Here is a 22,017-nt window from a genome sequence, read left to right as displayed (position 1 = left end):
TACCCGTCCAATAGCAATGACGAACGAACAGGTCTGCTGATTTGTTCAAGCGCCGTTTAGGCAGCAGCGCAATTCTTAATCGGCGGAATGTCCCATCGGGGTCACTCGCACCGATCCTGAATCTCTGCTTGGGCGTCAGAAGCTGACGCCCGCGCCTTTATGCCGCCGGGATTTTTTGTTTTCAGGACCATCCGCCAACTCAGTTGAAGGTATGAAACCTCAGCTTTAACGAACCATCTGCTTGGCGTTCGAAAACGTGCATTGCAAGTCCACTGAATGCCGCCGGCTTGCCATCCTTGTCCTTACCTGTAGCGCTCCACTTGGCCGTGCCAATCACGACCTTGTCGTCTCCGCCAGCGTCGATGACCTCCAGCTTATGATTGGTCACACCATTTGCGAAGAACCCGGCAAAAAACTTTTCAATCTCCGCTGGCCCGGATGTGACTTCGTGGGTCGGCGGCAGCACCTTGGCTGTCGGGACATAGTTGGCAGCGACTGCCTTCGCGTCCTGCTTGTTAAATGCGGCGTCAAAGGTGGCGTAGGCTTTCTCCACGTCCGTCTTGGCGTCCGCCGCGAGCGATATCGCCGGAGCGGCGGTGAGCAGAAAAGCCATTAATGTTGATGCTAAAGTAATGCGCATGGAACATTCTCCTCTCGAAGGTTGTCGTCTTTCGCGTCCCAAAAGTCGGTCCTGTGCGGATTTTTACTCACCATCTTCGCAGTCGCTCACGCTTCGCCGTCACACAAAGAAGCGTCGCCGTCACACAAAGAAGAAGTCGTTCGCGTGCAGACTAGTGATGGCGGAGATGTCACCAGCGGAGCGCGTAACGGCGCTTCATCAAACAACTTAGAAGCATGAAGGCCCGACCATCTGCGTCAGTTGCTACGACAGTCGTGACCGCAGTTGTGTCCTCTGGAATTGAAACAGCGGCCGTCCCCCGCCTCCATCGGAGGTGATAACCGGGCCGCCGCCTGGCACACCGGCGCCGTCCTGATACGACTGTTATACTTCGGCCTGCGACAATGCGCGGTTATAGATTGCCACACCATCGAGCAGACCATCGAAGCCGAATGCCTCGGCATGGCCGATTGTCAGTGGCGCGTTGACGTCTGGGAGGACTAATGACTCGGCGGCGGATCCGACAAGTTGTCCATCAACATAAAACTGGTATGACGATCCAGACTTGACGAGATCGAACGAGTACCACTGAAAAACCATTTGTTTGTCGTTCCGCCCCCTTCATCTTGCCCTATAAGCACATCTCCGGGCTGTCCTGCGCTGCCGCTAGGGATTGAATTGAAATTGGCCCAGAACTCAAGCGTGAAATCCCCGGATCCGAAGTTCCAGTCAGGTGAATCGGCCACGCTTACATAATCCGACGATCCGTTAAATTGAAGGGCGTTGCCGGTGACGCCGGGTACATGAGTGGCGCCACCATCGTACCCGTCTTGCTGATCGTGCGCGACGGAACCGCTAGTTTCATCGAAGGAGTAAAAGACAAGCGGATCATTCGCCATGTGATCTCTCCGTATGAGAGCACAGCAACGCGATCAATCCGCAGCTAATCGCGAGTCTGGCTCGACGGAATTCGCTAGCGACAGGGCAGATCGCTATCGTCGTTGATGCCATCTGCCAGGGCAGTGACGCGGTGCGCGTGTTTCACCTAAGCCTACGGTCCACCACCGCTGGATGTAAGGAAGGGAAACTAATGTGCCTGCTCGGAAGTAGTAGCAAAGCTCCCCAACACATCGAGTTTCAAGCCCGGAGAAATACCGTAAATGGTGTTGACAAAGATAGGGATTAATTGCTGGCAACGATCCGAGTCAGCAAGTCTGACTGTTCGTCGAAGACAACTTTCGCTGCGGACTGAATTTGAAATCGATGCAGCTTAAACGATCGCTATGGACGTATCCGTGGCGGCCGGCAGAAGCAATGGGTCAAGGTCAACACCCCGATGGGGTGAAGGCCCGCCAGCTCGCCAGCCCCGGCGGCCTTCCCTCACGTTGATGCAGTCAAGCCAATTATAGCAAGCCATAACGGCCACGATGCGCTCCGTCTCACCGGGGTGCGCGTCGCGACGCCGGACGCGCTGGTCTTGACCTCGGGTACCTCAGTCCGGAGTCGGGTCCGGCCTCGAAGGAATGTTGAATCAATCCTGGCACTGCCGCCTACGCTTGTGATTCATCACCGCTATGACGGCTGCAATCTGACGCGGCCTTCTGGCGTCGATCACTTCATCAAATGGGCGGGCGGCCGCGCGCGGGTGAGTTGGCTCTTGGGCGGCGTCAATCAGGGTAAGGCACCGAATCTCAGTTGGATGTCTACCTGGCGCTCAGCATGACGCCGCCGCGCTTTCATGTGCGTATGACGTAGCAAGTCACGAGAGAGGGCCTACGGCGCGCTTCGGCCGCAATGTGAGCGGGGTGTCCAAAGCACCTTCATTCGAATTCGGGTCCTTCGAAACAGTCCGTTAGCTTTCATGTGGCTAGCTAACAAGCGTGCCGATTACCGCCGATTGCGGCACATTGGAATGGGAATGCCGGCCCCGGCTGTTTCTCCCAACCTGCGGCTGGGGCCGTTTTGAACTTTCGCTGCATCGTTCAACCCGGTCCATAACCATGTTTAGAGGCATTGCCATCGCGCTATTTGGAATGGGCATCTTTTCGCAGCTTGATCGAGCGTTCTTCTATGGCCGCCATACCGACGCCGCGCTCAAGCTTGCGCGGGAGATTGGCCGAGGCTTTGGGCTGTAGGTCCCCTGCGCCGCGCTCAAGATCGCTCGGGGATTACTTCTTCAACAGCAGTCCCATGGTTCGCGCCATACGCCTCACCGATCCAGCGTGGCGGCCGAGTTCGGCGGCTATCCTCGATGTGCCAACTCCCTGCCGGGCGAGCCTGTCTAATCGTCGGACCTCTTGGTCGGCCCATTGCTTTGGCTTCTGTGTTTTCATGGTGAGCGCGACCTGCAAAAAGGATCGTCACTTGGAGAGAGCAGCTATGTAGCTTCGGTCTAAGACGGTCGGTCTGACCGCGCCGTCGAACAGCACCGTCACGCCAGGGGTGCGACTACTGGTTTCGACAATGGTGCCGGTCTTATGGGCGAACTCTGGGAGCTGAACGATCCCCAGCTCGCTCATCATGAAGCGACTGCCGACAACAAGCTTGTCAGGTTGCTGAGCGCTCATTTGGTGCCGAACTCGTCTCATTGTGAGCCGACAAGACGTTTCTGTGGACTTGCCGTCGCCTTCGTCTTTGCGGTGACGAATTGGACTCCGACGTGAGACCCATCCACCCAAATCAGCTCGCAGCGCCGAAATGCCAGTCCAGTGGACGACAGAACTAGGAAGAACTCCTGTGCCTTGAGGGGGTCCGTTGAGCCCTCGACCTCAAGCTTGGCACCGCTTGCAGAGGCATCGATGAGAATGCAGCTTCTTCGCCACGTGCCATCAACACCCATGATGCTCACGATGTGCTTGTGTTCAAACCGAACGCGGTGCGCCTTTCGATTGTCCTCGGTCATCTGCAATCCACGATTTCAAATCAGTTGGTTCAAACAAACAGGTCGCCTCTCTGCGGGTCTCTGCAATCAGCAGATCGATCCGCGCCGACTGAGCCGGTAGAGTCGTTCTGGCTGTCTCGTTCAGTGGGATTTGTCCGACGATCACCCGGATGCAGCCATTCGCGAGTTCAAGAATGAAGATCGCCTGACGAGCGTCATCTATTGTCTGAATTTCGAGAGCTTGAACTCGCGACAACAGAGCGGCGATGTTGGCGAGAATGTCAGGCAGTTTCTGGCGCGAGGGGGACGTCTTGGAGTTCGCGTTGTGCGGCTGGCGAAATTTAAGCACCGACGACATCGTCGCAATCTCTATTTGGTTCGGCGGCAGTGCCGAAAGGTATCGCAATGAAAATACAGGTATACGCGAGTACAAAGACAGGCCCACTCGGGCAAGCATTGCGGTCGTAAGAACGGCCACGCCGACCGACCGTCGAAGTCCGTGTTCAAAGTTTTAAGTCAAAGCGGTTGAAAAAAAGTTAGCAAGTTGCGAGCAACCGGTATCGTAGTACGCAGGTTGCATCGAGAGCATCGAAATTCGGCGGACACAATGATCGAATACTCCGGGCTAGCCGTGCGCGGTGAAGCAGAAGTCGCTGAGCGTTGCACGTTTGCAACCCGCACAGCCGTGCGAGGTGGTAAGCTGAGGGATCAGAATGACTGAAACATATTTCGTGCTTTCTTCAATACGATTAGCGGGGGCGAAAAGTGTTTGATGTCCATCGCAATGAGAAGCGCGATTTTCTCGTTCTAAGCACAGGCTCTGCGATACCCGCAGTTTACTCTCAGAATAAGTGGCGCAAGAGCAGAAAACGAGTTCTCAAAGTCAGCGATGAGATCAAGTCAGCCGTTCAAAGACAGGGCTATTACGTTCGCAGCTTGCGGGTCACCAAGGACCGGATGCTCTAGGTCGAGCGGGCCGGCGGCTTCTCTCCATGTGCAATCTTTACAGCATCACCGCCAACCAAGCCGCCATCCTCGCGCTATTCCGCGTGGTCAACCGCTACGTCGGCAACTTGCAGCCGATGGCCGGCGTCTTCCCGGACTATCCAGCTCCCGTGATCCGCAAACGGAAGCCGGAAGTGAAATGACTCTGATGCGCTGGGGGGCATGACGCCGCCGCTGCGCACTGGCGGGCCGCGGGTCCAACATCCGCAACACGTCACCGCCGCATTGGCGCGGCTGGCTGAAGCCTGAGAACCGGTGCCTCGTGCCCTTCAACAGCTTCGCCGAATAGGCGCCGGAGCCGGCAAATCAGAATTTGCTCCCTAGCCCAGGCAGCAAGAGACGAATTTCCAAATTCGTGCAAAAGCTGTTCGCCAGGAATTAATCAGCCTTAATGGTAAGAATTGCTTAAAGCAAGATCGTTACAACTTCTACTAGCATCGGGCGTTTACAACTGGTCCGGTCCAGGGGAGAGACGGCCACCTGTCAGATGGTATTGCGACGGGAGGGCATCACAAATTTAGTCCTTTTGGGGAGAATGCCATGTTTGCGAAGATGCCCATCCGCACCAAAATCTCCGCTGTCGTCGTCGGCCTCTTGCTGGCACTACTCGCCACCAGCGCGTTTGCAATCTGGAAGATGCAGGTGATCAACGCCGCGGTCATCGACATGCAGACCAACTGGCTCCCAAGCATCCGCGTGCTCGGCGAGCTGCGCGCAACCACGATCACTTACCGCAATGCGGTGCGGCAACACCTGCTGAACGACCGTGCAGAGGACAAGGTGGACTTTGACAAGCGGATCGAGCAGGTCGCCGAAAGGATGGCGCAGAATATCGCGGGCTACGAGAAGCTCATCTCCAGTGCGCGGGAGCGTGCGCTCTACGACGAATGGCGCGGTCTCTGGAACGAATACATGAAGGGCTCGCAGGAGGTGCTGCGTCTGTCGCGCGCCGCGGTTGGCCGTTTCCCCGAAGAGGCCAACGAGCTGAACAGCAAAACCGTCAATCCCGTCGGCCTGAAGGCCGACAAGGTCCTGACGAATGCCATCGACCTGAACAACAAAGGCGCGGACGAGGCGGGAGCGGAGGCCGCGGCCGCCTACAACTATACCTTCAATACTGTTGTGGCGATCGCGACGACCGCCGGCCTCGTCGGCGCCCTCGTCGCCTTCTTCTTGGTGAGAAACGTCTCGCGAGGCATTGCCGCGATCGTCTCGCCGATGAAAGCGCTCAGTGCTGGTGATCTGTCGGCTGAGGTAACGCATCAGGGCGAGCGCACCGAGATCGGGCAAATGGCCGATGCATTGCAGGTGTTCAAGGAGGCACTGATCGCCAAGAAGGAGGCAGAGGAAGGCAGGGCCGAGCAGGAGCGGCAGCAGGCCAAGCTCCAGCGGCGCGAGATGGATCGACTTGCCGACGCATTCGAGACTGCGGTGGGCGAAATCGTTCAGACGGTCTCCTCAGCTTCGAGCCAGCTTGAATCATCTGCAAGCGCGCTGAGGTCGACGGCCGAACGCACGCAGAGCGTGGCGACTGGCGTCGCCGCGGCTTCCAATGAAGCGACAACCAACGTCCAGTCGGTCGCGTCTGCCTCAGAAGAGTTAGCAGCCTCGGTGGGAGAAGTCGGCCGGCAGGTGCAGGAGTCCTCGCGCATCGCAAGCGAGGCGGTCCGACAGGCCGGAATAACGAATGAACAGATCACGCGTTTGGCGCAGGCAGCGGCGCGAATTGGGGATGTCATCGATCTCATCAACAGCATTGCCGGCCAAACCAATCTCCTGGCGCTCAACGCCACGATCGAGGCGGCGCGCGCAGGTGATGCCGGTCGCGGCTTCGCCGTGGTCGCGAGCGAGGTCAAGGCGTTGGCCGAACAGACCGCCAAGGCGACGGAAGAGATCAGCCAGCAGGTCGGGAGCATGCAGGACGCTACAGGAAAATCTGTCGCGGCCATCACGGATATCAGCGGCACCATTGCCAGAATGTCCGAAATCGCCACGGCGGTCGCGGTTGCGGTGGAGCAGCAGGGCGCGGCGACGCACGAGATTGCTCGAAACATTCAGCAGGCGGCCCAAGGCACCGGCGAGGTCAGTTCCGGCGTCGCCGACGTGCAACGGGGCGCAGCCGAAACGGGCAGCGCGTCGGCTCAGCTCCTGTCATCCGCCGGGCTGTTGTCGCGCAATTCGACTAGACTCAGCGACGAGGTCGCGAATTTCCTGCGCACTGTTCGAGCGTGACGCGTTCCCGAGAGTGGGTGGCAGTTGTTCGGCGCGCGGCTTGCGCAGCTAGGTCAAGCTTGTCCGCGCCAACCGGCAGCGAGGAGGATTGTGAGCCCCTTCAGTTCGGCTAAAGTACCTTCCTGAAGCGGTGCACCATCGCCTGATCGGCAAACGCGATCACTGCGAAGAAGAGTTCGCGCCTGAGGAGCTGACCGTTCTTGCGCCGCCGGCCGGGGACTGCGAGTTGATCTGCGCTCGGTGTATCGAAATCAAGCTCCGTCGAGCTGTCGCGAAGCTGCCGCGTGGTGATAACTGATGCTGGAAGGCCCGTTGGGGATGAACGCCTTGGCGTTGCTCCCGTTGCCTCCCGATGCCATCGCAAATTCCAAGTTGGCTAGGCGCCTAAAATATGGTCGTTGCGCGTCCCGCTCCGTATAGCGCGGTGGGCGGCCCATCGGGCTGCATTGAAAGAACGAGAGCAGCGCGCGGACGCATGGATTGCGACCGTCCCGCAGACCGACTACGACGCGATCGTCGAGGGGTTGCGCGCCCTTCGACGTGGCGTGCGGGGACGCAGGCCACACCTAGCAACTGCAACAAACCGCGCGTCTACCGGGCGTCTTTCCCATCCCCTTTATAGGCGAGCTTTTGTATCTCAGAGATTATTTTCCCCTTTACGCGTCCTTTTCCTGTGATCGGCCGCAGTTGAAGTTCTAAGTCGGCTACGAGTGTCTTAAACTGACCTCGCAGCGTCGCCGATAGAGGATGCGTGCGATAATACGCAAATAGACGGAGAACCATCGCGTTCTTGACCCAACGATCGACGTTCGGCTCAGAAGAGATTTCTGTAAACCTCTTGATGGCGCGAGACGGGTCCAGTTCGAGCAGGATGAAAAGCGAGAAAAGTCGCCGCAGGAGAGAAAATTCAGTTTCTCGGGAGACCTCGTCAAGGAGTTCTGCAAGCTTCTCACTGCCAATATTTTGGTAGGCGATGTCCGAAAGAGCGGCGGGCCAAGCGAAGGCCACCGTTTCCTCGAAGTAAATCACTGCCTTGATAAGTGGCTCTTTATCCTTCAACTGGGGGTCGCTTTCGAGGTCTCGTCGGAGTTCCTCTAATACCTCCTTGAATGATGACAGTACTCCTCGCAATCCCTTATCCCAAAAACTTAAGCAATAGTGCAGATGTTCCTTCTTCTGGGCTCGATCCACGAATTCGAGATTTCGAAGGAGTTCGCTATAGAGCTCCAAAACAATAAAATAGCTCTCAATTCGTCCTGGACGATTAGATGCCACTTTCTTCGGCTCGCCTCGCGATTGACGCTCCTCGAGTCGCCGATCGGCAGAATCTAAGATGGCATCGATTTGGTTGGCCGTAAGTGGCTCCTTGCGAGATATCGATCACAAGATCGAGTTGGCCGAGCTAAGGGCCAAGGCCGCTGATATTTACTCGGCGATGGCCGATCTCAAAATGGCGCTCGTCGATGCGCGCGACGAGATCGAGGAAAAGGACAAAGAAATTGAACGGCTAAGGAAATCGTTTGAGTTCAAGGGCAACACCATCGAAGCACGCAACATGCTTTATGAGGCGCGCGACGGCCATCCTGTAGGGATGCCTTTTTGCCCAAGATACCTAACTGTCGATGGTCGATTTATCAAGCTGACCAAGCTTGAGAAGCCCGGTAAACCCGCTCAATGTCCGCAGTGCAAGTCGGACTACGACCGTCAAAGCGAGTTTTTTCTTCCTCAAGGTGGCTCCTGAGCAAGCTAGCGTGGGCATCCCATGCCGTGACTTTGGTGTTCGCATGGATCGGCGCAGCCTTTGCCGCCGACATCAATGGGCGTGCCAGCATCCTCGACGGCGACACGCTCGAAATCCACGGCACCCGCATCCGCCTTTGGGGCATCGATGCGCTAGAGAGCAGCCAGCGTAGCCGGGGGGTCATGATTGCCGCACGCAAGCGCCGCGCCCTTGCGCCGCCTACCAAACCCCGAGAGCCATCAAAAAGACAATGGTGAGGGACGAGCCGCAAGCGACTATGGCACGCCAGCTGCTTCATCGAAGGCGGAAGATGCGTGGCGTTGCTGCGCATCTCCCCTCCGCCGAAACCAGATGTGGGCGACCATGCTCGAACTCCATGCCATCTCGAAACGGTTCGGCGCCATCGTCGTTGCAGACGCGATCGACCTGACGCTGTCCTCCGGCGAGGCGCTGGGCGTGATCGGGCCAAACGGCGCCGGCAAATCGACGTTGTTCAACCTGATCACCGGGCTGCTGCGGCCCGATGCCGGCCGCATCGTTCTCGATGGCGCCGACATTACGGGTCTCTCGCCCGAGGCACGCTGTCGCGCCGGCATCGGGCGCTCGTTCCAGATCCCGCAGCCGTTCGACCATCTCTCGGTGTTCGAGAACCTTGCAGTCGCCGCGCTGTTCGGCGGCGGCCTGTCGGAGGCGGATGCGATCCAGCATTGCGGCCGCATGCTCGATCTGACCGGCCTCGAAGCCAAGGCCAATCGGCTCGCGGGCAGCCTGCCGCTGCTCGATCGCAAGCGGCTCGAACTGGCGCGGGCGCTCGCCACCCGGCCGCGCACGCTGTTGCTCGACGAGATCGCGGGCGGCCTCACAGATGCCGAATGCCACGAACTGGTCGAGACCATCCGCATCATCCATGCCGAAGGCATCGGCATCATCTGGATCGAGCACGTGGTGCATGCGCTGCTCGCGGTTGTGCAGCGGCTGGTCGTCTTGAACTTTGGCAAGGTTGTCGCCCAGGGCGCACCCGTCGAGGTGATGCGCTCGCGCGAGGTCGAGACCATCTATATGGGCGTGCCGGCATGACCGCGCTGCTCAATGTCACGGCGCTCGATGCGTTCTACGGCGACTTCCAGGCGCTGTTCGGCATCGATTTCGAGCTGAACGAGGGCGAGGCGGTCGCAGTGATCGGCGCCAACGGCGCCGGCAAGTCGACCATGCTGAAATCGCTGGCGGGGCTGGTGAAGAACCGTCCCGATGCGATCCGCCTCGAGGGACGGGCGATCGGCGATGCGTCCGCCGCCAGCATCGTCCGGCTCGGCCTCGCGCTGGTGCCGGAGGGCCGCCAGCTGTTTCCCTCGCTCAGCGTCTAGGAGAACCTCTTGATCGGCGCCTATGGCAGCGAACGCAGCGCGCCGTGGGATCTCGCCGCGGTCTACCGCATGTTCCCGGTGCTGAGGGAGCGGCGGCGCGGCGCCGTCACCGCGCTGTCGGGTGGGCAGCAGCAGATGGTGGCGATCGGCCGCGCGCTGATGTCCAACCCACAGGTCCTGCTGTGCGACGAGATCAGCCTCGGCCTCGCGCCGATCGTGGTGGAGGACATCTACCGCATGCTGCCGCAGATCCGCTCTGGCGGTACCGCCGTCGTGCTGGTCGAGCAGGACATCGCCCGCGCATTGCGGGCTTCGGATCGCTTCTACTGTTTGCAGGAGGGACGGGTGACGCTGAGCGGACGGCCAAGGGATGTCGATCAGGACACGATCCGCGCGGCCTATTTCGGAGCATGAGGGAGCGATGAGCGGGTTCGACACCATCATCGAAGGCGTGCTGCTCGGCGGCGTCTATGCGCTGTTCGCGCTCGGCCTGTCGCTGATCTTCGGCATCATGCGCCTGGTCAATCTGGCGCATGGCGATCTGATCCTGCTTGCCGCCTATCTGGTGCTCAGCGCCACCACCGCGCTTGGTGTGCCACTTGCGGCCGCATCCCTGCTGGTCGTCATCACGATGTTCGTGCTCGGCTTCGTGCTGCAGCGGCTGGTGCTGGAGTGGGTGCTCGGCGACGACATCCTCCCGCCGCTGCTCGTCACCTTCGGCCTGTCGATCGTGATCCAGAACGGACTGCTGCTCGGCTACGGCGCCGACAGCCGCCGGCTGCAGGCAGGCGCCTTCGAATCCTCGTCGGTGGCGCTCGCCCCCGGCGTGAGCGTCGGGCTGGCGCCGCTGACCGCGCTGGTGACGGCGGTTGCCGCCGTCGCGCTGCTCCAGCTCATCTTCTATCGCACCTCGCTCGGCCGGGCATTCCGCGCCACTGCGGATAACCCCGCGATCGCGCAGTTGATGGGCGTCAACGAGCGCAACGTCTACGCCATCGCGGTCGGGCTGTCGCTCGCAGTGTCGGTGATCGCCGCTATTGTGCTCGGTATCCGCGCCAGCTTTGATCCGTCGATCGGACCGGCGCGGCTGCTCTACGCATTCGAGGCGGTGATCATCGGCGGGCTCGGCAGCCTGTGGGGGACGCTGGCGGGCGGCATCGTGCTCGGGCTGGCGCAGGCGATCGGAGGGCGGATCAATCCGGAATGGCAGATCCTGGCCGGCCATCTCGCCTTCCTTGTCGTGCTGATGGTGCGGCCGCGCGGCCTGTTCCCGGCGAGGCGGACATGAGCGTCGAAAGCATCCATATCCCGGCAAGTCGCGAGCAGGGCCTGGTGGACACGCCGGTGTGGCGGGTTCGGGTCGGCACGCGGCTGTCGCGCGTCGCGGCCGTGGCCGGCATCGCGCTGATCGTGGCGCTGGCCGCGCTGCCCGCGATCGCCTCGCGCAACCTGATCCAGGATCTGATCTTCGTCTTCACCATGCTGACCTTGGCACAGCTCTGGAACGTGCTGGCCGGGTGGGGCGGGCTGGTATCGGTCGGGCAGCAGGCGTTTGTCGGGCTCGGCGCCTATGCGCTGTTTGCCGGCATCGTGATGGCCGGGCTCGATCCGGTTGCGGCGATCCCGCTGGCCGGACTGTTCGCGGCGCTGGTCGCGGCGGTGCTCGGGCCGCTGCTGTTCCGGCTGGAAGGGCCATATTTCGCGATCGGCAGCTGGGTCGCCGCCGAAGCGCTGCGGCTAATCTGCGCCCAGTTCAAGTCGCTCGGCGGCGGCACCGGGATGTCGATCTCGCCGGGCGAACTGTCGCAGATGGTCGGGCTGAAGGCGGTGCAGGCGCTGCTTGGCATGCGCCCGGCGGCCGCGCGTGACGTGCTGGTTTACTGGCTGGCGCTGCTGCTCGCCGTGCTGGTCACGCTCGGCATCTACGCCTTCGTGCGCTCGCACCACGGCCTTGCGCTGGCCGCAAGCCGTGACAACGCAGCGGCGGCGCGCAGCGTCGGCGTCCGCACCGGGCGGACTCGTCACGTGCTGTGGATCGCAGTCGCGTTCGCCACCGGCATGGTCGGCGCCGTGGTTTATTTGCAGAAGGCGCGTATTTCGCCTGATGCGGCCTTCAGCGTCACCGACTGGACCGCCTATGTCATCTTCATCGTCGTGATCGGCGGGGTGCGCACCATCGAAGGTCCCATGGTAGGCGTGCTCCTGCTGTGGGGGCTCGTCACCTATCTCGCCCAATTTGGCAGTCTCTATCTGGTCGTGCTCGGCACGCTCGCCATCCTGATCATGCTGTTCATGCCCCACGGCGTGTGGGGCGCGGCAGCTCGACGCTGGCAATTACAGCCGTTCCCGACCCAGCGCTTGCTCGGCCGCAGCAAGTCCAGTCCAATGCCATTGTGACCCTCGTCCATTCAGAAACGCCGCCAGTCCGTCTTTGCGAAGGACGCGCTCGGGCGTCCAGGAGGTTAATTGCCCAAGCTGCTACCGTTTGGATGTGATGGAGCCGCGAGGCAATTCCGCTCCTTGCTTTGAAGAACGCTATCGAGCGCAAATTGAAAGTGCGATTCGTTCATTTGCGGGCCCAAACGCGAGCTCGCTTTCGATTCTCCATGATATCGCCCGCTTTGGCACGAGCTGGGCGACGCGGCCATTCAAAGATCACGTTCAAACGGGTAAAGTGGCGCTCGCCCAGAGCTCGCGATCTGCCCTTATGCGAAGGAATGGATGAGGTATCGCAGGTTTGGTTGGTGTGGGGAAAGGCGGTAGCGCTCCCCCGCTACCAATCGTACGAGTTTCTCCGCCAAGCTACGATTTTCCGCGACACCATGCGCTCGAAGGTAGCGCTTTGGGCCGGCGACATGGGTGGTCGCCAGCGCCGGATCAATGGCGGTTGAGGCGATACCGCTGACGCGTCGATTGATAACAAGGCCGCGCCGCTGCCTCTTCCGTCTCCGAACGCGTATCCAAGGCGGCCGGAAGAACATTGATCGGCAGATCGTCAAAGCCGAGGCGTAGAACGGCGAATAAATCTCCAAACCAAGCGCCGTCACCGATTTGAAGCTCCGACTTTGGGAATGCGACCAGAAGCGCCCAACGCTCCTGCGACATCAAACGCGTCCGGGTTCAATCGAAGGCAGCACGATGCGCCGCCATCCGGCTTCACCAATCGACAGGACTCTTCTGGTTGTTGACCCTAGGCCGCAACCGTCGAGAGCCCGGTCGCAAGCGGCCTTTGATCTCCACGTCAAACGCGCCCTGGCGGGGCGAGGAGCCTACGCATGTCTAGCGGCAGTTCATGGCGAAGTGGGCACTTTTTTCATCGATCGCTTCCCCAATCCAAACGCACTCAGGATCTTTGTTTGGATCATCCCAGCGACGTCGATGGTGTGAGACGAGCGTGAAGAACTTGAACTTGTCATGATCGAAATAGCTCGCGCATCGCCGGTGGCGATAGCCGGGACGCCTTTGGGGAAGTGCAGCGCGGATAGAGGCGCTTGAACTTGCCACGGCTGCTCCGCAGCTACGCAAGGGCGCGCTGGAATCACGCCTTTGAAATTTGCCGATCATGAGTCCGATGTGGATGTTCCCCGTTGCAAGAAATTCTGTGAGGACTCGTTACCGGAATGCCGCCCAAACACAATAATGGCAAAGAGTCGCGCGCGGAACTCTTCGGATGGGGCACACAGTTTCTAGAGCATTTTTTCGTGGAGCGTACCTGAACAGTGGAGCTTTCTTGAACGTCGTGGTCTTTGTTCAATCAATAGAAGATCACGAAGACGATTTTTTCTGTGCCCTACATGTCCATCATGATGTCTATCAATTTCGCGTGTGGTGCCTGTTGAATGCGGAGACAGGGGATCGCCGGGCCTGAGTTGCAGAGGCTCGAGTTGTCAACAGGCGAGTACGGAGCGGAACAATCAAGCAAATCGTGTTGCGACGATGCCTGCCGCTGCGGCGGGCAAGGCGAGGATATTTTGTCGCTGCGGCGCGACGCATCCTGCGTTCGGGGTGTGTCGCCGTCGTCGGTTGGTCGCTGTGCGAGCAGGCTCACGCGCTCGATTTCTTTGGCCTTTTCGGTTCCGACGATCCGCCGCCGGTCAGCGCCACGACGCTGTCCTATCGGCTGGAGATTGAGGCCAAGACGCTGGATGGCAAGAATGATAGTGACGCCAAGCAGGTGTTGCGCGATGCCTCCGGCACCTATCGCCTCCGACAGGAACCACCGCCGGATGGCGAAGGTCTCGTGCGCCGGCTTCAGGCCGATATCAATCCGCTGCTCGATGCCCTTTGGGGGCTTGGCCGCTATAATGCCCAGATCGATGTAACGGTGGACGGAGTTCCCGTATCCCCCGACGAGACCGGGCTCGCCGCCGCGGCGCGTCGGGCCGACACCTTTCGCAATCGGTCGGTCGTTCCAATCAAGGTCACCGCACGGCTCGGTCCGTTGTTCAAGCTGCGCACCGTCGAAGTGGACTATGCGCGCGAGCAAGCGCCGCGTGGATTGCCGCGCCGCGCCTTTGCGCTGAAGTCCGGCGATCCCGCGATTTCGGCCGACCTGCGCGCCGCGCAGGTGAAGCTCGTGGACTGGTTCCGCAGCAACGGACATCCGCTTGCGAAGATTGCCGACGTCAAGGCCACCGTCGATCATGCGGCCGCCGCAATGGACTTTCGGCTGCGGGTCGAAGCGGGCCCCGAAGCCGGCATCGGCGCCGTCACGATCTCGGGCGGAGATGTCGACCCGAGGGTGGTCGCCACGCATGTCCACCTGAGGGAAGGCGAGCCTTATTCGCCCGAGCGGCTTGCCTTGACGAAGACCTCGATCGCTAGGATCCCAGCCATCGGAGGAATTCGCATCCGCGAGGCCGACAAGCTCGACGCCAATGGCAACCTGCCGGTCTTCATCGATTTGACAGAAAGGCCGAGGCACGCGGTCGGTCTCTCGGCGAAATATTCCACCGTCGATGGTCCCGGCATTGCGGGCTATTACGAGGATCGGAACATATTCGGCGGCGGCGAGCGCCTGAGGCTCGAAGCGTCCGCCTCGCTTCTACAACGGGTCGACGGCACGTCCTTCAACGGCTTCAATAATCTCCACGCCTCGGATTTCGGCGCGCGATTGACCGCTACCTTCATCAAGCCGGGCATGTTCGGTACGGCCAACGATCTTCTGGTCGAGGCCACTGCGTTCCGCGAGCGTGTCGGCAACAACGACCTCGGCGGTTACGCCGACGATACGGTGCGCGGCACATTCGGCGTGATCCACCGCTTTTCGGAAGCGGCTTCGCTGCAGGCCGGTCTTCAGGTCGAGCAATCGAAATCGCTGGACGTGCTGGGGCGGGTCGACGCGACGCTGATCGGCTTCACCGCGACCGGCCGCTACGACACCACCGACAATCCGCTCGACCCCACGCGCGGTGTGCGCCTGTCGGCGACCGTCAATGCCTATCCGAAGCTGATGGGCTCCACCATCGATCTATTCGAAGGGCGGATCGCGGGCTCGGCCTACTATGCGCTCGACGAGCAGGCCAATTACGTTCTGGCGGGCCGGTTGGCTGCAGGCTCGCTTGCGGGAGCGCCGCTCGCCGAGATCCCGGATGCGCATCGCTTCTTCGCTGGCGGCGGCGGATCCGTGCGCGGTTACGGGTTCAATACCATTTCGCCGATGATGTTCGGCCAAATCACCGGTGGTCGCAGCCTGATCGAGGGCTCCGCCGAGGTGCGGGTGAGGATCACGCCCACCATCGGCCTCGTGCCATTCTTCGACTTTGGCACCGCCTCCCGATCATCCGTGCCAGGCTTCGACGACTATGTGGGCTATGGGGCGGGACTTGGCTTGCGTTATCTCACGCCGGTCGGCCCGATCCGCCTCGATGTTGCGACGCCGCTGAATCCACGCCCCGGCGACAGCCGGTATGCAATCTATGTCAGCATTGGGCAAGCATTCTGATGCGCATCCGACGACCGCTCATCGTTTGTTCCGCCGTCGCCGCCCTCGGGCTCGTCTGCGTCGCGTTGCTCGGCATCGTAGGCTACGGAATGGTGGGCGGGAGCGGCGAGAACCAGCAGGATGTGCTGGCCAGTCTTGTCTCGCGGACGCTCTCGACACCGGCGACCCAGGTCCATGTCGGCGCCGTCGATGGCGTGTTGTCCTCGGATGCCACGGTCCGCGACGTCAGCATCACCGACAAGGACGGAGTCTGGCTGACGCTCGACAAGGCGCGCCTCGTCTGGCGACGCAGCGCACTGCTGCTGGGGCGACTGGAGATCGACCGTCTCGAGATCGGCACGCTTGAGATCAGGCGAAAGCCTCTGCCATCCGACCAACCTGTCGCCGAGTCCGACCAGCCGATCCTGCCCGACCTTCCGGTGAAGGTGCAGGTGAAGGCTTTCGACCTGCGAGCCCTGACGCTTGGGCAGTCCATTCTGGGTGAAGCCCTCAGTGTCGCGGCGACCGGCAATACCGAGCTCGGCTCGCCCGCCGAAGGGCTCGTCTTCAATCTCGACGCCATCCGCAAGGATTTTCCGGGCCGCTTCAATGCCGCTCTCGCCTACGTTCCGCAGGGAAATGCGCTGACCCTCAACGTCACGCTTGACGAGCCGGCCCATGGACTCATGTCGAAGCTCGGTCATTTGCCGGGCGAGCCGCCCGTCACATTCGCACTGGGCGGCCAGGGCACGCTCGACAGCTTTCGTGGTGCCCTGAAGTTGCAGGCCGGCCCCACGATCGATGCGACCGGCACGATTACGCTTGACCGAAACGGTGCGGGCCGAGGGCTCGCAACGCGCCTTACTAGCCATCTCGGGCCGTTGTTGCCGGCAATTGCCGCGCCGGTCTTTGCCGGTGAAACCAAGCTCGACAGCACGACGCGTATTGGTGACGACGGCAGCGTCGTACTGGACGGGCTGACGCTCACGAGTCATCTCGCCCGGCTCGACGCGAAGGGCTTGCTCGGAGCCGACAAGATGATGGATTTCGCGGCTTCCATCCGCGCCCTGCCAAGCAACGGCGACGTGACCGAAACCGACCACGGCTCGATCCGCAGCCTCGTCTTCGATAGCCGCGTCACCGGCCCGATCAAGGCTCCCACAGCATCGGTCAAGCTCGCGCTGTCGGGTGCTCATCTACCGGACGGAGACGTCGAGACGCTTGACGCTTCCGTCACGGCCCTCCCTCGCGCCGAAGCCAGCGATCCCGCAACGCGTATTATCCTTGACGCGAACCTGCGCGCCTCCGGCATTGCGGCACGCGACGCGAGTCTGGCGGCCGCGATCGGCAACACCGCATCGCTCGTGCTCCACGGCGATACGGACCTGGGCGGCCGCGCCAGGATCGAGCGTCTCGAAATCGGCACCTCCACGGTTCAGGCGACCTATACAGGTGATGTCAGCGCCGATCGCCTGCATGGCCGTGCTGCCGGCACCGTGCCCGACCTCGGGTACTTTGCCGACCTTGCCGGGCTGAAGCTCAAGGGCTCGGCGGCGTTCGGCCTCGATCTCGACGCGGACCTCCAGCGTGGCAGCTTTGACGCCCGAATGTCAGGCACCGGCGAGAAGCTTGCGACGGGACTTGCGGCGCTCGATGGGCTCGCGGGGGCGCGGCTCGCACTCGCAGCCGATCTCTCTGCCGATGGCCGCGACACCTACACGGTCCGCGGCGCGTCGCTCGACGGAGCCAATGTCGCGGTTCGCGTCAAGGGAACGGTGACGCGCGACTCGAGCGACCTGTCGGCCCATGTGGACTTGCCGGATCTCTCGGCGGCCGATGCGCGCCTCACCGGTGCGGGAGCTCTCGACGTCGGCATGACCGGCGGGCTCGCGCATCCCAGCGTTTCGTTCGGAGCCTCCGTGGATCGCGCCACCGCGATGCGGCGCCCCATTCCGCATCTGGAGCTCGCCGCGACGGTCAACGACATCAACGGGCTCTGTGCCGTCGACGCCAAGCTCAGCGGCTCCGTCGACGGCAACCCGGCGCACGGGATTGTTCAGGTGAGCCGCCGATCGTCGGAGCGTGACGATCGCGGAGCTCCCGCCTTTGCCGGATGGCACGCAAAGACCCTCGACATCGCGATCGGCTCGGTGTCTCTGAAGGGCGCAGGAACGGTCGACGCGCAGAGATTCGCGAGCGGGCAGATTCGCTTCGCAGCTGGGGCGCTCGCCGACCTCTCACCGCTTGTTCTCACAGAACTCGCCGGTTCGGCCTCACTCGACCTTGCCGCTTCGGCCGATGGCGGCCGGCAGTCCGTCCGTCTCGTTGGCAAGGGCGCGGGAATCCGCGCCGCCGGTGCGGCCATCCGCAGTTTCGATCTGCGCGCCGATGGCGCCGATCTCTACAGCCATCCGGTGCTCAATGCGGATGCCCGGGTCAACGATGTCGCGTTCGGCGGTCAGACCGTCTCGAGCATCGCGCTGACGGCCAGGGGCAATGCCGATACGAGCGCGATCGGTCTCTCCGCCAAGGCTGCCGGCTTCGATCTCGATGCCGCGGGTGCGTTGACGTCCAGGCAGCGGACGCGGTTCGACCTCAATCGTTTCACCGCACGGCGTGGCGCCAACGCGCTCGTGCTGCAGGGGCCCGCAGGCTTCACGCTCGAAGACCGCACGGTGCTGATCGAGCATCTGGCCCTCGGAATTGGGACTGGCCGCTTCACTGTCGATGGCAAGGCCGGCAAGGCGCTCGACCTCAAGGCCGTGGCAAGTGCGATCCCGCTCGGCGCGGCCGATGTCGCGGCGCCCGGTTTGGGGCTCGCCGGGACGCTTGACGCTTCAGCCGCGATCGCCGGCTCCGCGAGCGCGCCGATGGGTCAATACAACGTGGCCGTCAAGCAGCTCGCGGCGCCGCAGACCAGGAGCGCGGGCTTGCCGCCGATCGACATTGCCGCGAATGGGCGGCTCGATGGAGGCCGCGCGAGCCTGAACACCACAGTTGCCGCGGGAAAAGCCGGCACGTTCACGGCGTCGGGCACGCTGCCGCTCGACGCCATGGGCCCGATTGCGCTGACCGCGAAGGGCCGCCTCGATGCCGCCGTCGCCAATGCGATGCTCTCCGCCTCCGGCCGCACCGTATCCGGTAGCGTCGCGCTCGATGCCCGTGTCGGCGGCACGCGCTCGAAGCCTCAGATCGGCGGTGTCGCCACCATGAGCGGAGGCACCTTCCGTGATAGCATGCTCGGCACGCGCCTCGATGCCATCGAGGCGAAAATCACCGCCGAAGGAGAGCGGATCGTCGTGGAGCGCCTGGCCGCGGTGACGCCCAACGGCGGCACGTTGTCAGGCTCCGGCCAGGTGAGGGTCGCCCCGGATGCAGGCTTCCCAGGCACGGTCTCGATCCGTGGCCAGCAGGCGACCCTCGCCGCCAGCGCGCTGGCGACCGCTCAGGCCAATCTCGCCCTCGACGTCACGGGCGCCCTGGCGCGCGATCCACGGATTGCCGGTCGCATCGACCTGACTCGCGTCAATGTCGATATTCCGGACCGCCTGCCTTCGACGCTCAAGCCGATCGACGGCATCAACCATGTGAACGCCTCGGGCCAGGTCGCCGCACGCCTTGCGGCTGCGCGCAAGGAGGAGACGCTAAAGGGCAACAAGGGGCGCCCGGCACTCTTCAACGCGTCGCTCGACGTGACGGTCTCGGCGCCGAACCACGTCTTTATCCATGGCCGCGGGGCGACTGCGGAGCTCGGCGGCTCCATTCACGTGGGTGGCACGACCAACGGTCCGGTGCCGAAGGGCGCCTTCTCGCTTTTCCAGGGCAAGCTGGTGGTGCTCGGAAAGACGTTGAACTTCACCAAGGGTAATCTCTCCTTCAACGGAGATCTCGCGCCCGAGCTCGATTTCGCGGCAGAGATACAGGCTTCCGACATCACCGCACAGGTCGGAATCTCGGGACCGGCGGCCGCGCCGGTCTTCGCCTTCCATTCGCAGCCCGAGTTGCCGCAGGATGAGATCCTGTCGCGCATTCTCTTTCAGAAGGCCTCGGGCAGCCTGACGACCTCGCAGGCCGTACAGCTCGCAGGGGCCGCGGCTCAGTTTGCAAGCGGTGGCGAGGGAACGGTGGACCGCATGCGCCGCTCGCTTGGGGTCGACAATCTGGACGTGGGTGCCGGGGCGGGCGGTCCGATGGTCGGCGCCTCGCGCGCGATCGGCGACAGGCTGAGCGTGGGTGTGCGGACGGGCGCGAGCCAAAGCCAGTCAGGTGTGTCGGCCAATGTCGACGTGACGCGCCACATCCGCGTCGAGTCGGATGTTGATGCGAAGGGCTCGACATCCGTCGGGATCGGCACGCGATTCGAATGGTAACGCAAAAGCGATTCTTCGACCCATCCCGGCTCATCCGAGAGGGGCGATCATCTGTCGTGCCGCGAGAACGCGAAGGCGCGTCTGCTGTTGGAAAATCGAAGCTGCTTGGCAAATCGATGTCCCCTGGCTGGAGTGCTCGCAGCGTGAGCGGCAACGAGGTCAGCGATTGTGTCGCGCGGGAGAGCGGTGTCCACGGGCTCATCCCCCGAAGCCGTAGTAGTCGCGCACCGCCGGCTCGCGCAGCTTGCCCGGCTCGAAGACCACGCCATCGGGCGCGCCGAGCATGAAATAGCCGCCACCTCCGCCCAGGCGGCGGATCGGATTGGGAATATGCAGGCTCGCGACCTTCATGCGTTCGTACAGCTCGTCGATACCGACGACCTGCATGCCGAGATGGTGGACGGCGTTCTTGCCTTCGCCGCGCGGAAGCTGGTCGTAGAGGTGGATGGCGCCAATACCGACCTTGATGAAGACGTTCCGCGCACCCGCGACATCGCCATCCCACGTCACTTTTGCATCGAACCATGTCCTATAGAAGTCGATGGTGGCATCGACGTTGGATGCAAACAGATGCACGTGCTGGAGGTGGTAGCGCTGCTTGGTGCCGTAGGGGTACTGCCATTCGTTTTCGGGCGTCGTCATTGTTGTCCTCGGATGTTTGATATCGCGTCAGTGCTTCACGAGCGGGCAGGTGCTCTCAGTCAGCGGAATGGTCAGGTCTCGAGCCGGGATCGTGCGCAAAATCTTGTAGAGGTCCCACTCCCCCTTGGACTCCTTGGGAGCCTTGACCTCGGCGAGATACATGTCGCGAACGACGCGGCCGTCCTCGCGGATCGTGGCGCCGTGGGTGAAGGCGCTCTCGATCGGCGTTGCGCGCATCTTCGCGATCACGTTGTTTGCGTCGTCCGATCCGGTTGCCTCGATCGCCTGCAGATAATGACGGACGGCCTCATAAACGCCGATCTGCATGAAGGTCGGCCGCTGGCCCTTGCGCCGGCCTGCGAACTTCTCCGACCAAGCGCGGGTCTGTTCGTTGAGATCCCAGTAGAACGGCGTCGTGAGAAAGGTGCCTTGCGTTGCCTGGAGGCCGAGCGAGTGGACGTCGGTGAGCAGCAGCAGCATCGCGGCCATCTTCTGCCCGCCGGCAGTCAGGCCGAACTCCTCGGCCTGCTTGATGGTTGCGACCGTATCGCCGGCGGCGTTTGCGAGCCCGACGATATTCGCCTTCGAAGCCTGCGCTTGCAGAAGGAAGGAGGCGAAATCGGTGGTGCCTTGCGGGTGCGCGGAAGCTCCCAATACCTTGCCGCCATTGGCTTGAACGACGGCGCTGGCATCCTTCTGAAGCTGATGACCGAAAGCGTAGTCCGCGGTCACGAAGTACCAGCTCTTGCCGCCGCCCTCGACCACGGTCTTGGCCGTGCCGCGGGCGAGGGCATAGGTATCGAAGGTCCAGGCCACGCTGGTCGGCGCGCAGAACTGGTTGGTGAGCGCGGTCGTTCCGGGCGACGAAAACAGCATGACGCGCGACCGTGTCCGGGCGACCTCCTGAACCGCCAGCGCGACGGCCGAGTTCGGAACGTCGGCGATGGCGTCCACGCCCTCCTGCTCGAACCATTTGCGGGCGATGCTGGCGCCAACGTCGGGCTTGAGCTGATGGTCTGCGAACACGATCTGCACAGGCTTGCCGGCGACGCGGTTGCCGAATTCCTCCGCAGCCAGTTGCGCCGCGACGACCGAGCCTTCGCCCGTGGCATCGGAGACGATGCCCGACATGTCGGTCAACACGCCGATCTTGACGACGTCGTCGGAGATCTGTGCGCAAGCAGGCGCGCTTGCGCCGATCGCCAGTCCTGCGACGAGCATCCCGAATACCAGCCTCATC

Annotated in this window: 18 protein-coding genes and 3 pseudogenes; 12 read left to right on the top strand and 9 right to left on the bottom strand. The window is 62.1% G+C overall.

All coding sequences use genetic code 11. The features are described from left to right. Nucleotides 1-199: 199 nt before the first annotated feature. Complete coding sequence (locus LRP30_RS36660) at nucleotides 200-640, bottom strand: nuclear transport factor 2 family protein (protein WP_128936275.1); 441 nt, start codon at nucleotides 638-640, stop codon at nucleotides 200-202. 479 nt (nucleotides 641-1,119) lie between these two features. After that, entirely contained in the window at nucleotides 1,120-1,518 is a 399-nt protein-coding gene (locus tag LRP30_RS36655; RefSeq protein WP_249757955.1) for a hypothetical protein, read from the bottom strand. A gap of 981 nt (nucleotides 1,519-2,499) precedes the next feature. Here LRP30_RS36655 and LRP30_RS36650 point away from each other — a divergent pair. Then, nucleotides 2,500-2,754 (top strand): hypothetical protein, encoded by a 255-nt coding sequence (locus tag LRP30_RS36650; protein ID WP_249757954.1) that lies wholly within the window; start codon nucleotides 2,500-2,502, stop codon nucleotides 2,752-2,754. A gap of 225 nt (nucleotides 2,755-2,979) precedes the next feature. On the opposite strand, the gene LRP30_RS36645 is transcribed toward LRP30_RS36650, so the two are convergent. From LRP30_RS36645 to LRP30_RS36635, 3 genes are read right to left on the bottom strand one after another with little or no spacing between them, the layout of a single operon-like run. After that, nucleotides 2,980-3,186 carry a hypothetical protein gene (locus LRP30_RS36645; protein ID WP_249757953.1) on the bottom strand — a complete coding sequence of 69 codons (207 nt, stop codon included), beginning with the start codon at nucleotides 3,184-3,186 and terminating at the stop codon, nucleotides 2,980-2,982. A gap of 17 nt (nucleotides 3,187-3,203) precedes the next feature. Next, entirely contained in the window at nucleotides 3,204-3,521 is a 318-nt protein-coding gene (locus tag LRP30_RS36640) for a PilZ domain-containing protein (RefSeq protein WP_128936347.1), read from the bottom strand. Beyond that, nucleotides 3,481-3,858, bottom strand: a complete 378-nt coding sequence (locus LRP30_RS36635) for a hypothetical protein (RefSeq protein WP_249757952.1) — start codon at nucleotides 3,856-3,858, stop codon at nucleotides 3,481-3,483. Before LRP30_RS36635 ends, LRP30_RS36640 begins: the two co-directional genes overlap by 41 nt. A 407-nt stretch (nucleotides 3,859-4,265) precedes the next feature. On the opposite strand from LRP30_RS36635, the gene LRP30_RS36630 reads away from it, so the two are divergent. The 3 genes and pseudogenes from LRP30_RS36630 (at nucleotide 4,266) to LRP30_RS36620 (ending at nucleotide 6,737) form a co-directional block, all read left to right on the top strand. Beyond that, a complete protein-coding gene (locus LRP30_RS36630) occupies nucleotides 4,266-4,466 on the top strand; it encodes a hypothetical protein (protein ID WP_249757951.1) in 201 nt (66 codons plus the stop codon). 26 nt (nucleotides 4,467-4,492) lie between these two features. Further along, nucleotides 4,493-4,791: pseudogene (locus LRP30_RS36625) on the top strand (SOS response-associated peptidase family protein); the annotation flags it as partial. A 254-nt stretch (nucleotides 4,792-5,045) separates the two neighbouring features. Further along, complete coding sequence (locus tag LRP30_RS36620) at nucleotides 5,046-6,737, top strand: methyl-accepting chemotaxis protein (RefSeq protein ID WP_128936271.1); 1,692 nt, start codon at nucleotides 5,046-5,048, stop codon at nucleotides 6,735-6,737. Nucleotides 6,738-7,328: 591 nt separating this feature from the next. Here LRP30_RS36620 and LRP30_RS36615 read toward each other — a convergent pair. After that, nucleotides 7,329-8,012 (bottom strand): hypothetical protein, encoded by a 684-nt coding sequence (locus LRP30_RS36615; RefSeq protein ID WP_249757950.1) that lies wholly within the window; start codon nucleotides 8,010-8,012, stop codon nucleotides 7,329-7,331. A gap of 58 nt (nucleotides 8,013-8,070) precedes the next feature. Between LRP30_RS36615 and LRP30_RS36610 the strand changes: the two genes are divergently transcribed. The 6 genes and pseudogenes from LRP30_RS36610 to LRP30_RS36585 all read left to right on the top strand — a co-directional run bounded on the left by LRP30_RS36610 (nucleotide 8,071) and on the right by LRP30_RS36585 (nucleotide 12,239). Further along, nucleotides 8,071-8,478 carry a hypothetical protein gene (locus tag LRP30_RS36610; protein WP_249757949.1) on the top strand — a complete coding sequence of 136 codons (408 nt, stop codon included), beginning with the start codon at nucleotides 8,071-8,073 and terminating at the stop codon, nucleotides 8,476-8,478. Nucleotides 8,479-8,504: 26 nt separating this feature from the next. Next, nucleotides 8,505-8,657: pseudogene (locus tag LRP30_RS36605) on the top strand (thermonuclease family protein); the annotation flags it as partial. 184 nt (nucleotides 8,658-8,841) lie between these two features. Further along, nucleotides 8,842-9,555: an ABC transporter ATP-binding protein gene (locus LRP30_RS36600; protein ID WP_249757948.1), complete on the top strand. Its 714-nt coding sequence runs from the start codon at nucleotides 8,842-8,844 to the stop codon at nucleotides 9,553-9,555. Further along, a pseudogene (locus LRP30_RS36595) lies at nucleotides 9,552-10,256 on the top strand (ABC transporter ATP-binding protein). The gene LRP30_RS36600 and the pseudogene LRP30_RS36595 overlap by 4 nt, the downstream one beginning before the upstream one ends. A gap of 7 nt (nucleotides 10,257-10,263) precedes the next feature. Next, complete coding sequence (locus LRP30_RS36590; RefSeq protein ID WP_249757947.1) at nucleotides 10,264-11,130, top strand: branched-chain amino acid ABC transporter permease; 867 nt, start codon at nucleotides 10,264-10,266, stop codon at nucleotides 11,128-11,130. Further along, complete coding sequence (locus LRP30_RS36585; protein WP_249757946.1) at nucleotides 11,127-12,239, top strand: branched-chain amino acid ABC transporter permease; 1,113 nt, start codon at nucleotides 11,127-11,129, stop codon at nucleotides 12,237-12,239. Before LRP30_RS36590 ends, LRP30_RS36585 begins: the two co-directional genes overlap by 4 nt. A 480-nt stretch (nucleotides 12,240-12,719) precedes the next feature. On the opposite strand, the gene LRP30_RS36580 is transcribed toward LRP30_RS36585, so the two are convergent. After that, nucleotides 12,720-12,947, bottom strand: coding sequence for a hypothetical protein (locus LRP30_RS36580; RefSeq protein WP_249757945.1), 228 nt, complete (start codon nucleotides 12,945-12,947; stop codon nucleotides 12,720-12,722). An 820-nt stretch (nucleotides 12,948-13,767) separates the two neighbouring features. Here LRP30_RS36580 and LRP30_RS36575 point away from each other — a divergent pair. Beyond that, nucleotides 13,768-15,786: a BamA/TamA family outer membrane protein gene (locus tag LRP30_RS36575; RefSeq protein WP_249757944.1), complete on the top strand. Its 2,019-nt coding sequence runs from the start codon at nucleotides 13,768-13,770 to the stop codon at nucleotides 15,784-15,786. Beyond that, nucleotides 15,786-20,135, top strand: coding sequence for a translocation/assembly module TamB domain-containing protein (locus tag LRP30_RS36570; RefSeq protein ID WP_249757943.1), 4,350 nt, complete (start codon nucleotides 15,786-15,788; stop codon nucleotides 20,133-20,135). The genes LRP30_RS36575 and LRP30_RS36570 overlap by 1 nt, the downstream gene beginning before the upstream one ends. A gap of 198 nt (nucleotides 20,136-20,333) precedes the next feature. On the opposite strand, the gene LRP30_RS36565 is transcribed toward LRP30_RS36570, so the two are convergent. After that, on the bottom strand, nucleotides 20,334-20,777 hold the full coding sequence (locus LRP30_RS36565; protein WP_249757942.1) for a VOC family protein: 444 nt from the start codon (nucleotides 20,775-20,777) through the stop codon (nucleotides 20,334-20,336). A 27-nt stretch (nucleotides 20,778-20,804) separates the two neighbouring features. Further along, nucleotides 20,805-22,016, bottom strand: a complete 1,212-nt coding sequence (locus LRP30_RS36560) for an ABC transporter substrate-binding protein (RefSeq protein ID WP_249757941.1) — start codon at nucleotides 22,014-22,016, stop codon at nucleotides 20,805-20,807. Nucleotide 22,017: the final 1 nt, after the last annotated feature.

It is taken from the genome of Bradyrhizobium sp. C-145 (assembly GCF_023375135.1).
Classification (GTDB): domain Bacteria; phylum Pseudomonadota; class Alphaproteobacteria; order Rhizobiales; family Xanthobacteraceae; genus Bradyrhizobium; species Bradyrhizobium zhanjiangense.
The sequence above is the reverse complement of the archived record's forward strand: the minus strand, read 5'-3'. Positions and strand labels throughout refer to the sequence as shown.